We start from the raw sequence: 13,596 nt of genomic DNA, 5'->3' as shown, positions 1-13,596 counted from the left end.
GAAGGTTCCTGAGCAGGATCGGGTCCAGCCGATGGCGATCCGAGGAGGGACTGATGGCCATACCTGTCCGGCCTGTGCTCGTGGGGTGCGAGTTCGGGGTGGCCGGGGACCGGTGGCCCGCCGGGTACCACACCGGGCGGGACTATCTAGCGGCTTGGGGGACGCCGGTCCGTGCCACCTTGGCGGGGGTGGTGGTGCGGGCCGGGCCGACACCGACGTACGGCCTGCTGGTCGTTGTCGAGAGCAATGGAATTCGTCATTTCTACGCTCATCTGTCGGAAGCGGCGGTGGACTGCGATGCGTGGGTGGAGACGGGGGACCGGCTCGGCGCGACGGGGGGAGACGGCCTGCATTACGAGGAACGTGTCGCGCCTTACCGGTACATGGACCATCGCAGTCCGCTGTTCGATCTGCTGGAACACCTGCACAAACCACTGGGGAGGACGGAATGAAGGTTTTCAGAGCCCTTGCCGCCGCATTGGCACTTGGTGTGGCTCTCACGGGTCCAGTTGCAGCGCACTGCGCATAACAAGGCTGCTTGGGCGACGTACAAGACGGCTAAGACCAACGCTGACGGGACTTTCGCGTTCTAGGTGGTCCAGTCCGGGGCGTACGACTACCGGGCCTACTTCGCCGGGTCGCCCGTCTACACCGGCGCCTACAGCCCAGTGCGCTATCCGGTCACCAACCAGAAAGGTCTTCTTCGACAGCATCACCACCACGAACAACACCACTGGCGCGATGCGGGCGACCGGCCGCGTCTTCCCGGCGCCGCCGACAGGCACGACCGTGTACCTGCAGCACTGGCTGGCGTCGAAGTGGCAGACCGTAGGTAGCGGCCGGACGTCGGGCAATGGCGTCACCGTCAACCTGACCCGGCCTGCGTCCTACCTGTCGTACCGTCTGGTCGTAGCCGCGCGGTATCCGTATGGCGCCGGTATCTCGCCCACCAAGGGTTTCGCCAACTACGTGTGGCGGGCGTCGTTCGACCGGCCGCTGAACGGTACGAGTAGTGGCGGCAGCTACAGCTTCCCTACCCCGGACACGATGTACGTCGATCTGCCGTCGGGCTCGAGCTCGTACTGGCTCTACGTCAACACGGCGCGGTGCAAGCGGCTCGAAGGCGTATTGATCGCCGTGCAGATGCGGGGACTCTGCTCCAACTAGTACCTACGGCTGGGGCCACGGGGCCGGCGTACGTTCGAAGAATCCGAACTTCGCCGGCAGCGGTCCCGGCCGTTGGCCTGTCTTGACCCAGTTCTCCAGGGCCGTGATGGCGGTGGCGAGTTGGCGCGGGTTGAAGTTGCAGTGGCCGAGCCCGTTGGTCCAGGCATCCATCAGGAACTTGGAATCGCCCTTGGCGCTCACCTGCAGCTCGTAGGCCCGCACGTGGGACGGCGGCACGAGCGCGTCGGCCCGGGTTCCGAGCAGGAGCACCGGCCGGTTCAGGTCGCCCTGGAAGGTGCCGAACCGTTCGACGTACGACCGGCCGGGGCCGGCGCTGATCCGGTCCCGGGCGATGCGCGACATCACCAGGTCGATCTCGAGCTGCGGCAGGCCGAGCTGTCGCAGTCGCAGCTGGTCGATCCCGGTCAGGCCGTACGTGTGATCGAGGTTCTGCACGAACGGGCCACCCGCGCGCTGTTCGAGCTGGGCCCGGGTCGTGGTCGCGAAACCCCAGACCCGCTCCGGCCACTCGGGCCCCTTCGGGATGCCGGCGAGTGTGCGCATCAGCTCGAACCGGGCCGGGCCACCCGGCTCCGCGAGGCGCTGCAGCAGAACCGGCAGCACCTCCTTGGGGAAGTTCAGGTCGTCCCGCAGATCGCCGGGCGTTCCCCACGCCGCGGGCCAGCCCCAGATCGCGTCATAGGCCAGCGCCAGATCGAGCATCGCGTCGAACGTCCGGGGAGTACCCGCGCCGATCGGGCAACCGCCGAGCACCCCGTCGTACAGGTCGTTCCGCTCGGCCTCGCTCAACGCGATCACCGAGCCCATCGAGAAACCCGCCAGCAAGGTGGTGCGCGGTTTCGACACCAGGGCCTCGAAGTACGTCGCCAGCCGGCGCAGGTCCGTCGTACCCTCGTCGACCGCCCAGCCATCCGTCCGGTACGCCGAACCGGCCAGCGCATAACCGCGCGCAAGCAGCTCCTTCTCGGCGGAATCGCTCAGGAACGCCTCGGCCGGGGTGTTGTGCCGGCCACCGTCAGGCAGGGCATTGCGCAGCCCGTGCGCGTAGATCACCAGCGTGCCGTTCCATTTCTTCGGCACGCGGATCTCGTACGGCGCGCCGTCCAGGTTGCCGCGCAACGTGAACGGGCGCTGGGTGATCCGTTTGACCGGCGGCAGCGTCGGCGTGGGGGATGGCGATGGCGTAGGCGTCGGCGTGACGTTCTGCGCGGCCAGCGAGGTGTCGGATTTCGCGCGGTCCGCGGGCGCGCCGGACGAGGTCGACCAGATGTTCTCCTGCACGGTTCGCACCGAACCCACCAGGATGAGCACTGCGACCAGGGCTGCGGCCGCGCGAGGACGTCGGGTCACCGGGCGGAAACCATCTCATTCATCAACGACGACTTTCAGGCTTAGGCGGAGCGTGGAGCGGGTATCGATGGACTTACATCGATGAGAGAACGAGCGAGACCGGTGTAAGACACCGGCCGGGAAGGTGCGCCCGTGACCCTAGTCGAGACTGAGGCCATTCGGACAGAGCGGCTCGCGCTGCTTCCGTTACGAGTTGAGTACGCCGAGGAGATGGCCGGCGCGCTGTCCGACGAGAGCCTCTACACCTTCACCGGCGGGACTCCGCCGACAGTCGCCGACCTGTCCATTCGCTACCAGCGTCAGCTCGCCGGACCGCCTGACAAGTCAGCTTCCTGGCACAACTGGGTGCTGCGCCGCCACGAAGCCCCCGGCCTGATCGGTTATGTCCAGGCCACGGTCTCGCCGTCGGCGTACGGGCTGGTCGGTGAGATCGCCTGGGTCGTCGCGCCCGCCTTCCAGGGCCACGGCTACGCCAAGGAAGCCGCGCGCGGTCTGGTCGGCTGGCTGGTCTCGCACGACGTGCCGACGGTGATCGCCCACGTCCATCCGGACCACGCCGCATCGGCCGCGGTCGCCGCCGCAGCAGGCCTGACGCCCACGGCCCGCCTGCAGGCCGCCGAGGTCCGCTGGCGCCTCCACCTCCGCCCCACGATTGCCCTGCCTCAAGAGACCCGGCATCAAGCCGGCAAGAACCGGCACCAAGTCGCTTGAGAACGGCCGAAGGGCCCGGCGGTTAGGCCGGGCCCTTCGGTTTAAGCGTGGTTCAGATGCTGCTGAAAATCAGAGCGGGCGAACGTTCTCCGCCTGCGGGCCCTTGGGGCCCTGGGCGAGGTCGAACTCGACCTTCTGGTTCTCGTCCAGCGAGCGGTAACCGTCGGTCAGGATCGCCGAGTGGTGAACGAAGACGTCAGCGCCGCCGCCCTCCTGCGAAATGAAGCCGAAGCCCTTTTCCGAGTTGAACCACTTCACGGTTCCGTTAGCCATGTTAAATCTCCTTCGTGGGGTACTAGGGGCCGGCGAAATTACCGGCACCCCGGTCACTGCCGGGTGAGCCCTCCCACGTCGGACGAGGTCCATTCATGAGAAAACGCCCAGCGGATCACAATCCGCGGGCGTTCGAAAGCAACGTTCGTGGAACTGCAAAACAGCGAGCAACCTGGTCAAACCCTAGCACGCAACAGGCCAAGTGTTCGAGGACCGACGACGAGCCACGCGGCGGCGAGTCCTACGTAGAGGATTCCGGCGGTCACGGCGAGCAGCGTCGAGCCGGTCGCGACGGCCAGTCCGGAGGTGCCCGTGACCACCGTGCCGACGGGGAAGGTGAACGACCACCAGGTCAGCGTGAACGGCAGTCCAGTGGTCCGCACGGTGCGTACGACGATCGCCGCCGCGAGGGCGATCCAGAGCATCGCGAAACCCCACATCGGCAACCCGTAGAGCAGGCCGAAAGCGCGGAACGCCGGGCCGTACGTCGGGGTCGCCGCCTCGCCCAGATTGTGCGCCGCGGTGATGGATTGGCCGACCGGTCCGAGCACGATGAACAACGTCGGAACGGCTGCGGCGGCACCCACGCCGTGGTGGATCAGTTTGGTCCAGATCATGGCTATGACCAGCACACTTGCCAACAGAGTCAGGCCGAACATGGCGTAGCAACACACCAGCAAGGAAAGCCGCCACTGCCCGGCCGGCAGGTGCGGGAGGAACAAGGGACCGGTCGCCGCGCTGACCATCGGAGGCACCACCGGCATCAGCCAGCCGCCGAAGGCCGAGTCCGCTTGCACCCGGTGTTTGGTGATGGCTTTGTACGGCACCACGACGGCCGTGGCGAGGCCCAGCGCCGTACCGGCGATCCACAGAACGGCGGCCATCGCGAGTGCCGGCCGGATGCCGATCAGGTCCTTGCCGAGTAGCAGCGCGCCCGCCCCGACGGTCATGAAGGCCATCGCCGGAGCGCCGTAGAAATTGGCCATCACGGGGTGCTCGAGATGGCTGCGGGCGACCTGTGGATAACGCACCCAGTGCAGGGTGGTCGCGGCCAGGAGTGTGGTGAGGATCACTACATCGAGGAGCCAGATGGCCTTCGCCAGGACCAGCAGGCCCGGAACCTCGAACGGCAGGGTGACCGCGGCGTTCGCGACGATGCCGGTGCCCATCACGGCGGCGAACCAGTTCGGCCCGACGTTGTCGAACCAGGGAGCCTTCGTTTTGGCCGGCGTGGTGAGCGTTGGCCGGTCGAGCGTTGTTGCGGTCATAGGTCGAGGTTCGCCGCCCGCGCGTGTCGGCGGTAGCGGGCGCGTTCTTGTGTGGTCACAGGGGGAGCTTGTGACTGCGGTACGGTCACAAGGTGAGCTTGAGTCCGCGGATGCCCGACCTGTCGTCACTCGCGCTGCTGGTCGATACCGCCCGCGAAGGCAGTATCGGCGCGGCCGCGCGCCTGCACGGCATCTCCCAGCAGGCCGCCTCCGAGCGCCTGCGGGCGGTCGAGGCCCAAGTCGGCAGCACCCTGCTCCAGCGCACCCCACGCGGCTCGCGGCTGACCCAATCGGGCACGGTCCTGGTCGAATGGGCCGCAAAACTGCTGGACCACGCGCACGAGCTCGATAACGCCATCGCCACCCTGCGCGACGACCAGGCCGGCCAGCTGACGATCGCCGCGAGTATGACGATCGCCGAGCACTTGCTGCCGCGCTGGCTGGTCCAGCTCCGCCAGGGCAACGGGCGGCCGACGATCAACCTCACCGCGACCAACAGCGATCACGTGGCCGACGCGGTCAGATCGGGCGCCGCCTCGGTCGGTTTCGTCGAAGGCCCGACCGCGCCGAAGGGCCTGCGCAGCCGCTCGGTCGGGGCCGACGAACTCGTGCTCGTGGTCGATCCGGCCCACCCCTGGTCGCGCCGCCGTACGCCGATCAGCGCGGCCGAGATCGCTCGTACGCCGTTGAGCGCGCGCGAACACGGATCCGGCACCCGCCAAGTACTCGACAAGGCCCTCGCCGCGCACGGCCTCGAACCGGCCGAGCCCGCCGTCGTACTCACCACCTCGACCGCCGTACGGGAGGCTGTGCGGGCCGGCAACGCGCCCGCGATCCTCAGCCGGTACGCCGTGGAGTCCGACCTGGCCTCAGGTCGTCTGGTGGAGGTGCCGTACGACGGGCTGGACCTGACGCGCACCCTCCGGGCGGTGTGGGCCGGCTCCGCCACACCGCCCGCCGGGCCGGTTCGCGACCTCCTAGCGATCGCGCTTCGCGGGTAAGTCAGGAGACTCGGCCAAGCACCTGCACCTCGGCCAGGTTGAGTTCGGTGTTGACGGTGGTGGCGAGCCAGACCCGGACATAGCGTCCCCGGGCCGTGACCGGGATCGCCGTCGGGTTGCCGGCCTGCGCGGTCTCGTGGTGGCTCCAGACGCCTGGCTTGGCGAGGTTGTCCGCCAGCGTGCCGGTGAACGGCTGGTCCGAGACGAGCACGTGGTAGTCCTTCACCCGATCCGCGCAGCAGTCGGTCCGGTTGTAGACCTTGATCTGCTCCAGGTCCGCGCTCGATCCGAGGTCGACCTGCCACCACGGCTGCGGCTCGGTCCCGCCGGTGGTGGAGAAGTTGAACAGGTCTCCGTCCACCGACTTGTCCGCGCTGTACGCCGCGTCGTAGTCCGATACCTGCGTCGCGGTCTTGCCCTTCGCGAGCTCGACCAGCGGCGGCAGACCGAGCGATTCGTCGTGCCGCGCCTGGACCGCGGTGACGAACTCCTCGATATACGGGTCGGCGATCTTCACCGGCCCACGCTGATGGTGCTCGGCGGGATCGACGACGATCTGGCCGGCAGCGGCCGCCAGGGCCTCCATCGACTTGCGTGCCGTTGCCGCCCGGTCGGCGTCGCCGGCGTCGATCGCCGACAGCACGTCCAGCCCGGCCGCCATCGATCGCGCCCAGACCTGGGTCGCGTCGAGCCAGCGGGACGCGTCGTGCAGGAACAGCCGGTCCGGTACGCCGGCCCGGATCACCGCGGGCGCCTGCTCGAGCTGCCGCGTGGTCGTGCGGAATTCCGAGATCGCGGCCCGCGGCTCGGTCTCGTACGACGCCCAGAAGCGGTCCAGCTTCCCCTTCAGCACTGGCGACTGGGGCTGCCAAAGCTGCGAGCCGAACGTTGGCGCGGCGTGGTTGAGGTCGACGAAGAACTGCACCGCGTCCGCCGTACGACTGTTGCCCCCGGCAACGTATAGCGCAGCCTGCCGGCCGGACACGGCGCGGTTGTAGCCCCGGTCGTTCCAGGAGAAGTCGTTCATCGTGAAGACCGCGAGCTTGCTCGCCGCGGACTGGTTCATCGGGTTCGACACGATTCCGCTGAGGTGGTCGGACAGGCCCGCCTCCCGCTTGTCGTACGGCGCCAGCAGCAGCCGTCCCGCCGTGCGGCCGAAGTCGTTCACCGGGTAGTTGTCCCAGACGAACACCTTCCGGCCGAACAGCTCGGCCGCCCGCGACGCCTGCGCGTTCGTGATCTCCGGCGGCACCACGTCGGTGCCCGTCCACATCACCTGGACCGCGCCGTCGAGCGTCGTACGGATGGTCTGCTTGTACGCCGTATCGGTGAGGTCGCCGTACTCGGTCGGCACCATCTGCAACGGGTTCGCGCCCTCGTGCGTGGCGATGAACTGGCGTTGCACGGTGTTGAGCAGGTCCACCTGGGCCTTCGCCGCCGGGCCACGGCCGGGCGCGCCGTACTTGGTCTGGTCGGCGGCGCAGTTCCATCTCCCGTAGCTGATGTCGTCGAGCGGGATCGAGAACGACCGGACGCCGAGGTCGTAGAACACCTGGAATTTGGCCAGAAGCGCGGCCGTGTCGGCCGGGTCGGAGTAGCAGATCGAGTTGCCCGGCGAGAGCGCGAACGTGAACCGGACGTGGTTCGCGACCGCCCGGTCGACCAGCGCGGTCAGCTCGGCGAGCTTCTCAGCGGGGTAGGGCTCGCGCCACTGCTCGCGGTGGTATGGGTCGTCCTTCGGCGCGTAGACGTAGGTGTTCGCCTTCGTGTCGCCGAGGAAGTCCAGGTGGTCAAGCCGCTCCGCGGGTGTCCAGGGCGGACCGTAGAAGCCCTCGATCGAGCCACGCAACGGCATCGACGGGAAGTCGCTGACCCCGGCGCCCGCGATCCGGTGACCTTGGACGAGCTGCCGCAGGGTCTGGACGGCGTAGAACTGTCCGGCAGCGTCGACGCCGCCGAGCGCGATAGTCGACCGACCGACTCGCAGGGCGTAGCCCTCCGCGTGCGCCGGCACCGGCGTCGAACCGAGGGCTGCCTTCACGTCGGCCCGGGTGGCGGCACCCAGCCGGACGGTGAGGGCGGCGGGGCCTGAGGTGAGTTGTTCCGCGCCGGCGCTGCGCAGTACGGCCCGCAGGCGTTGCAGCGCGATCGGGTCGGTGTCGGCGCCGGTCACCAGGCGGACCCGGTCCGGTACCTCGACCGGGTCTCCGGCACGGCTGATCGACTGCGGTGTGGGTGACACCACCGGCAGATCGCCGCCGCTTGCCGCGGTGGCGGGTTGGCCGGCCGGTACGACGACTGCACCGAGCACGGCGAGGGGGACAAGGAACCGAAACGGCATCCTCGGACGGGACATGGGCGGATACCTCCAGGGCGCGACCAGTGATCGGATGACCTTCGGAAGTCTTTCCCGTCTACGCACTGGGACGCAAGGCCGTGAGTGCACGAAATCTGCGCTTTTCACGCACTAACGCACGGAATGAGTTGGCGCAATGGTCGGATGTGACAACGCTGTCCGGCTCGAGGTTGGGGGACCGGCTCGTCCTTTAGTAGGAGGGCGCGCCAACCGGACGGGCTGGTTCGGCGTCAAAGTACGTGCAGGTTTTAGCGGAACTCTCCGCGGGATACCGGGAAACGGGTGCGTCATGAGCGACGACGAAGAGTCGCTCGATGACGTGATCCGGGTATCGCTGTGGCGTGAGGCGGAGTTCGGCGAGCAGCCGCGGCAAGGGCTGGAGGCGATCCAGGCGCGGATCCGGGCTGGTGAAGAACCTGACGAGGCTCGCCACCGGCCGTGGTTGCGGACGACGATCGGGGCCGCGGTCATCGGTACGGCGGCCACCATCGGGTTGTTCACGATGCTGCCCGGGGCCGTGCAGCAGTCCGGCGTGGTCGTGCCGGTGCCGGAGGCGGCTGGTGCTTCCGTGCGTGGCGAGTCCCAGCCGTCCAGGGGAGTGAGCAAGCCGGTTGCCAAGTTCTCGGTCTATTGGCTTGGGTATCAACCCGGCTCGAAGACCCCGAGGCTGTACCGCACGGTCGAGTCCTTCACCGGTCTCGCGGCGGTCCAGGCCGTCCGCAGGCTGACCGGCAAGGTGCCCGATCCGGACTACTTCTCCGGCTGGACCGGCGCGAAGGTGTCCTCGGTGAGCGAGACCAACGGCGTGATCGTGGTCGACTTCGCCTCGCTGCCGAACACCTCGCAGACCCCACGGGCCTCGCAGACCTCGCAGGCCTCAGGGGATGACTGGCTGAGCGACGCGGCCATGCAGCAGCTCGTCTACACGGTCCAGAGTGCGTTTGCGCAGCAACTCCCGGTCCGGATCACCCTGCAGGGCAAGGCGCTCGGCATCCGGAGCGGGGCGCTGGACAGCAAGGCGCTGCCCGCGGCCAAGATCCTCGCGCCGGTCTGGATCACCAGCCCGACCGAGAACGCGACCATCGCCGCAGCCGGTTCGGTGAAGATCACGGGACTCGCGATGACCTTCGAGGGCAACGTCACCTACCGGATCTGGAACACCCGCACCGGCAAAACCGTCGACCGGAACGCCGCCATGGTCCTCAGCGGCGACGACCCCGCCACCCTGCGCCCGTTCGAGTTCACCACCCGCCTGCCGCCCGGCGACTACCTCATCGAATGCACCGAATACTCCGCCCACGACGGCGCCCTCACCACCCGCGACACCAAATCCTTCACCGTCCGCTAGGCCCCTTCTTTTGCGTTCATTCGTCGGAATCCGCCCTCTCCCGCCGCGGACCCGCACATGTCCGCTCGGCTGGAGGGCGGATTCCGACGAATGAACGCAAAAGAAGGTCCTCGGTAGAGTCGGGTCATGGAGCACTTGTTGCGAGTTGCTGCCGCGCATGCCGCCGACTACCGGGCTTCGTTGACGGATCGGCCGGTTCGGGCGCGGTTGTCGGGCGCCGAGCTCAAGGCTGGGTTCGCGAGGCCGCTGGGTGCGGCGGGGCGGCCTGCTTCCGACGTACTGGCTGATCTGGTTGAGGCAGCGGATGGCGGGTTGGTCGCCAGCGCCGGGCCAAGGTACTTCGGCTTCGTCAACGGTGGATCCTTGCCCTCGGCAACAGCTGCCGAGATCGTCGCGACCGGTTGGGACCAGAACGGCTGGAACGGCGTCCTGTCGCCAACCGCCGCCGCGGCCGAAGAGACGGCCGGCACTTGGCTGAAGGACGTGCTGGGCATCCCGGCCACAGCCTCGACCGGATTCGTCACCGGCGCCCAGGCTGGCAACACGGTCGGCCTCGCGGCAGCGCGGAACCACGTCCTCGCGCAAGCCGGCTGGGACGTCGAACGCCTCGGCCTCGCCGGCGCGCCGCGCGTGCGGATCCTGGCAAGCGAGGAACGTCACGGCACCATCGATCGCTCTCTGCGCCTGCTTGGATTCGGCACCGAGGCGATCACACCGGTCCGGACCGATGCCCAAGGCGCCTTGGATATCGAGGATCTGAGCCAAAAGCTTGACCCAGGCAACAAAGGCCCGCTGATCGTCTGCCTGCAGGCGGGCAACGTCAACACCGGTGCTGTCGATCCACTCGAAGCCGCCATCGCGCTGGTCCGTGCGTACGGCGGCTGGACCCATATCGACGGCGCGTTCGGTCTCTGGGCGGCCGCCAGCCCACGGACGAAACACCTCGTGAAAGGGCTCGAAGGCGCCGACTCGTGGAGTTGCGACGGGCATAAGTGGCTCAACTTGCCGTACGACAGTGGGTTCGCGTTCTGCGCACACCCGACCTCGCACGCGGCGGCGATGTCGTACCGGGCGCCGTACCTGGTCGGAGCGGGCGACGTGTACGAGCTGGGCGACTTCACGCCCGAGTCGTCGCGTCGCGCCCGTGGTCTCGCGGTTTGGGCGGGTCTGCAGGAGCTCGGCCGCGACGGCGTCACGGAGTTGGTGGACCGCTGCTGCGAACTGGCCCGCCGGTTCGCGGACCAGCTCGCGGCAGCTGGGTTCGAGATCGGCAACGACGTCGTACTCAATCAAGTCCTGGTGTCGTACGGCGATGACGCCACGACCGACCGGGTGATCGAGGCTGTCCAGCGTGGTGGCGTTTGCTGGATGGGCGGTACGACGTGGCACGGCCGCCGGTACATGCGGATCTCCGTCTCGAACTACCTCACCACGGCGGCGGACGTCGACCTCTCGGTCGAGGCGATCACCGCCGCGGCGTCGGCGTAGTTACCAACCAGAGGCCTACCAGCCCAGAGGCGTGACGGCCCACGGTTGCTGGCCGCCCGTGGACGCGCGCACCCGGACGTACTGCGCCTTGGCCGGCCAGCAGCGAAGCGGTTGACTGTTGCTGACGGCAACAGGTGAGCCCCACGTGATGCCGTCATTGCTGAGGAACAGCTCGAACTGGCCGGCCACCCGAGGCGTGAAGCGCACGCCGGTGATGGTGCGGGAGGTGCCGAGTGAAAGCTGGATCTCCTTATCCGCCGAGCTTTTCACGGTACTGGGCAGAGCGCCGGACCCCATCACGGGATCACTGTTGCTCTGGGCCCCTTTCTCGACATGACCGGCGAATCGGCGGACAAACCCGCCGTCGGTCGTCAGGGTCACGTCGTACCAGCCGTAGGTTCCGCCGACGTTGAAGAAGTCCTCGACCGAACCACCCGGCTGGACCGTGTACGTCCACGGCCCGCCCGCGCGGTTGTTCACCCGGGCGGTGAAGGTGCACGCGACGCTGCCCTGGTTGGCGAACCTGACCCAGACCTGATTATCCGCGGGGGCGTAGCGCAGCGTGGCCTCGGGATTCGCCTTGCCGGTGGTGATGCGATTGCCCGCGAAGCGCCGGAGGAAGCCGTTCGCCCCGGTCACCGTCAAGTCGTACGCGCCCGTCGGCGTACCGGCGATCCAGTAGTCGGTCAGCGTCTTGCCGGCCTCGACCGTGTACCGCCACGGGCCGTCGGTGCGAGCGCCCGTCGCGTGTACGAAGAAGTGCGCGCCCGCCATACCGTCGTTCCGGAAGTCGATCCAGAACCGCTCCTGCGTCACCCGGCTCGACACAGTCAGGTTGTACGGCAGCGGACGCGCCGGCCGTACGCCGGGCTCGTGCAGCGGGAAGACCTGCGGATTCGGCGGCGTCGGTTTGGTACTCCACGGACCACTCGTCGGGACGGGCGTCGGCAGGTTCGGATAGGTCACCACGGCCGTGGTCAGGTCGAGAGCACTGGTCAGATCGCCGCAGACGGCCCGGCGCCAGGGCGAGATGTTCGGCTCGGCGATTCCGGTCCATTGCTCCAGGAAGCGGACCACCGAGGTGTGATCGAAGACCTCCGAGCAGACGTTGCCGCCGCGGCTCCACGGCGACACCACCATCATCGGCACCCGCGCGCCCAGGCCGATCGGCGCGTTCAGCGTCACCTCGTCCGTGATCGGCGCCGTGCTCAGGCCGTCGTTCGTGCTCAGCGGCGGCGCGGGCGCGGGGAGGTGGTCGAAGAACCCGTCATTCTCGTCGTAGTTGAGCAGCACCAGGGTCTTGTTCCACACCTCCGGCTTGGCCGCGATCGCGTCGAGCACTCGCTTCACCAGCTCGGCGCCGGTATTCGGTCCCCAGTCCGGGTGCTCGCTCTGGTCCTCGGGCGCCACGACGTACGACACCGCAGGCAACCGGCCCGCGTCGACGTCGGCCTTGAAGGCGCTCGCCAGTTGGCCCGGCCGTTCCCGCCGCAGCCCACCGTCGTACATGGTCCGCTCTTCGGGAGTCAGCGTGGCGACACCCTTGGCCAGATTCGCGAGCATCGTCTGCTGGTCCGCGGGCGTGGCCTTCTCGATCGCGTAGTAGAACGAGTAGAGCTTGGCATGGCCGGTGTACGCGAGCGCCTTCTTCGCGACGTCCATATAAGTGGTGAAGTACTCCAGCGAGTTGTCGCCGTAGTTGTCCCACTCCTGGTAGACGCGATAGCTCCGGCCGGCCTGCTGCAACCGCTCGGCGTACGTCGTCCAGGTGTAGCCGGTGTGCGTCGGGTTGTCCCAGCTGTCGTTGCCGATGGCCCTGTTCGTCGTACCGGGTTCGTAGCCGATCGTGCCGGTGAACATGTACATCCGGTTCGGGTTCGTCGGGCCGGCCTCTGAGCAGTGGTACGCGTCGCACAGGGTGAACGCGTCGGCGAGGGCGTAGTAGAAGGGAAGGCTCTCGCGGCGCAGGTGCGTCATAGTGCGCACTGTCTTGTACGGCACCCACTGGTCGTTGCGGCCGTTGTTCCACGCGGCATGGCTGTCACCCCAGCCGTGCGGAGTGCCGGCCATGAACTGGTCGGCCACTTGGTATGGCAGGACATAGCCACTGCCATTGCCAGTCGGCTGGTGGAACACGGACCGGCCGCTCGACAACCCGATAGCCGTCGGATCGCTGAACCCACGAACTCCCCGAAGGCTGCCGTAGTAGTGGTCGAACGAGCGATTCTCCTGCATGAAGATGACGACGTGCTCGATCATCTCCAGCCCACCACCGGTCGGTGCCGGTAACGCGAGCGCATTACGCAAATTGATGGGCAACAAGCTGAACCCTGCAACGGCAGCGGACGCACGCAGCAGATCACGACGCTTCACGATTTCTCCTCCGGGGCGGACGGACTCGAAACAACGCCCGCCAGCACACCGCACCCCCGCCGCACTGTCAACACCTGCGCATTACAGCCCTTTAACGAACCATTCCACGCAATGTTTCGGCGCCACTTCTCGTTCACTCACCCGCCCTCCGTTGGTCAGCGCGCGGCCCCATCACCCAATCCTGGAAGGCGCTTGCCCAATGCCGAGGCATGTCAGGACGTGGGGTGGAGGGTTGACCGG

At 67.8% G+C, this 13,596-nt stretch carries 11 protein-coding genes; 6 read left to right on the top strand and 5 right to left on the bottom strand.

Annotated elements, in window-relative coordinates; genetic code table 11:
- Positions 1-53: 53 nt before the first annotated feature.
- Both OG394_RS15465 and OG394_RS15460 read left to right on the top strand, forming a co-directional pair.
- Positions 54-452 carry a M23 family metallopeptidase gene (locus tag OG394_RS15465; protein ID WP_328996049.1) on the top strand — a complete coding sequence of 133 codons (399 nt, stop codon included), beginning with the start codon at positions 54-56 and terminating at the stop codon, positions 450-452.
- A 289-nt stretch (positions 453-741) separates the two neighbouring features.
- Positions 742-1,167, top strand: a complete 426-nt coding sequence (locus OG394_RS15460; protein WP_328996048.1) for a hypothetical protein — start codon at positions 742-744, stop codon at positions 1,165-1,167.
- Positions 1,168-1,170: 3 nt separating this feature from the next.
- On the opposite strand, the gene OG394_RS15455 is transcribed toward OG394_RS15460, so the two are convergent.
- The gene (locus tag OG394_RS15455) at positions 1,171-2,538 is read right to left on the bottom strand and encodes a hypothetical protein (RefSeq protein ID WP_328996047.1); all 1,368 of its coding nucleotides are present in this window, start codon (positions 2,536-2,538) and stop codon (positions 1,171-1,173) included.
- Between the two features lie 132 nt (positions 2,539-2,670).
- On the opposite strand from OG394_RS15455, the gene OG394_RS15450 reads away from it, so the two are divergent.
- On the top strand, positions 2,671-3,249 hold the full coding sequence (locus OG394_RS15450) for a GNAT family N-acetyltransferase (protein ID WP_328996046.1): 579 nt from the start codon (positions 2,671-2,673) through the stop codon (positions 3,247-3,249).
- Between the two features lie 69 nt (positions 3,250-3,318).
- Here the strand turns inward: OG394_RS15450 and OG394_RS15445 are convergent, their stop codons facing one another.
- Positions 3,319-3,522 carry a cold-shock protein gene (locus OG394_RS15445; RefSeq protein WP_328996045.1) on the bottom strand — a complete coding sequence of 68 codons (204 nt, stop codon included), beginning with the start codon at positions 3,520-3,522 and terminating at the stop codon, positions 3,319-3,321.
- A gap of 176 nt (positions 3,523-3,698) precedes the next feature.
- Positions 3,699-4,790: a TDT family transporter gene (locus OG394_RS15440; RefSeq protein ID WP_328996044.1), complete on the bottom strand. Its 1,092-nt coding sequence runs from the start codon at positions 4,788-4,790 to the stop codon at positions 3,699-3,701.
- Between the two features lie 92 nt (positions 4,791-4,882).
- Here OG394_RS15440 and OG394_RS15435 point away from each other — a divergent pair, with 92 nt between their 5' ends.
- Complete coding sequence (locus OG394_RS15435) at positions 4,883-5,791, top strand: LysR family transcriptional regulator (RefSeq protein WP_328996043.1); 909 nt, start codon at positions 4,883-4,885, stop codon at positions 5,789-5,791.
- Position 5,792: 1 nt separating this feature from the next.
- Here the strand turns inward: OG394_RS15435 and OG394_RS15430 are convergent, their stop codons facing one another.
- Entirely contained in the window at positions 5,793-8,132 is a 2,340-nt protein-coding gene (locus OG394_RS15430) for a beta-N-acetylglucosaminidase domain-containing protein (protein ID WP_328996042.1), read from the bottom strand.
- A gap of 304 nt (positions 8,133-8,436) precedes the next feature.
- Between OG394_RS15430 and OG394_RS15425 the strand changes: the two genes are divergently transcribed.
- The gene (locus tag OG394_RS15425) at positions 8,437-9,495 is read left to right on the top strand and encodes a Gmad2 immunoglobulin-like domain-containing protein (protein WP_328996041.1); all 1,059 of its coding nucleotides are present in this window, start codon (positions 8,437-8,439) and stop codon (positions 9,493-9,495) included.
- A 126-nt stretch (positions 9,496-9,621) separates the two neighbouring features.
- Positions 9,622-10,983 (top strand): pyridoxal phosphate-dependent decarboxylase family protein, encoded by a 1,362-nt coding sequence (locus OG394_RS15420; RefSeq protein ID WP_328996040.1) that lies wholly within the window; start codon positions 9,622-9,624, stop codon positions 10,981-10,983.
- A gap of 15 nt (positions 10,984-10,998) precedes the next feature.
- Here the strand turns inward: OG394_RS15420 and OG394_RS15415 are convergent, their stop codons facing one another.
- Positions 10,999-13,356: a phosphocholine-specific phospholipase C gene (locus OG394_RS15415; RefSeq protein ID WP_328996039.1), complete on the bottom strand. Its 2,358-nt coding sequence runs from the start codon at positions 13,354-13,356 to the stop codon at positions 10,999-11,001.
- Positions 13,357-13,596 lie beyond the last annotated feature (240 nt).

Source organism: Kribbella sp. NBC_01245, assembly GCF_036226525.1.
Lineage (GTDB): Bacteria > Actinomycetota > Actinomycetes > Propionibacteriales > Kribbellaceae > Kribbella.
This window is presented reverse-complemented; position numbering and strand designations above follow the sequence as displayed.

Excerpts from the sequence above, each read along its gene's own strand:
- OG394_RS15420 (WP_328996040.1), top strand. The coding sequence starts at position 9,622 with ATGGAGCACTTGTTGCGAGTTGCTGCCGCGCATGCCGCCGACTACCGG.
- OG394_RS15465 (WP_328996049.1), top strand. The coding sequence starts at position 54 with ATGGCCATACCTGTCCGGCCTGTGCTCGTGGGGTGCGAGTTCGGGGTG.
- OG394_RS15440 (WP_328996044.1), bottom strand. The coding sequence starts at position 4,790 with ATGACCGCAACAACGCTCGACCGGCCAACGCTCACCACGCCGGCCAAA.
- OG394_RS15430 (WP_328996042.1), bottom strand. The coding sequence starts at position 8,132 with ATGCCGTTTCGGTTCCTTGTCCCCCTCGCCGTGCTCGGTGCAGTCGTC.
- OG394_RS15445 (WP_328996045.1), bottom strand. The coding sequence starts at position 3,522 with ATGGCTAACGGAACCGTGAAGTGGTTCAACTCGGAAAAGGGCTTCGGC.
- OG394_RS15460 (WP_328996048.1), top strand. The coding sequence starts at position 742 with ATGCGGGCGACCGGCCGCGTCTTCCCGGCGCCGCCGACAGGCACGACC.
- OG394_RS15425 (WP_328996041.1), top strand. The coding sequence starts at position 8,437 with ATGAGCGACGACGAAGAGTCGCTCGATGACGTGATCCGGGTATCGCTG.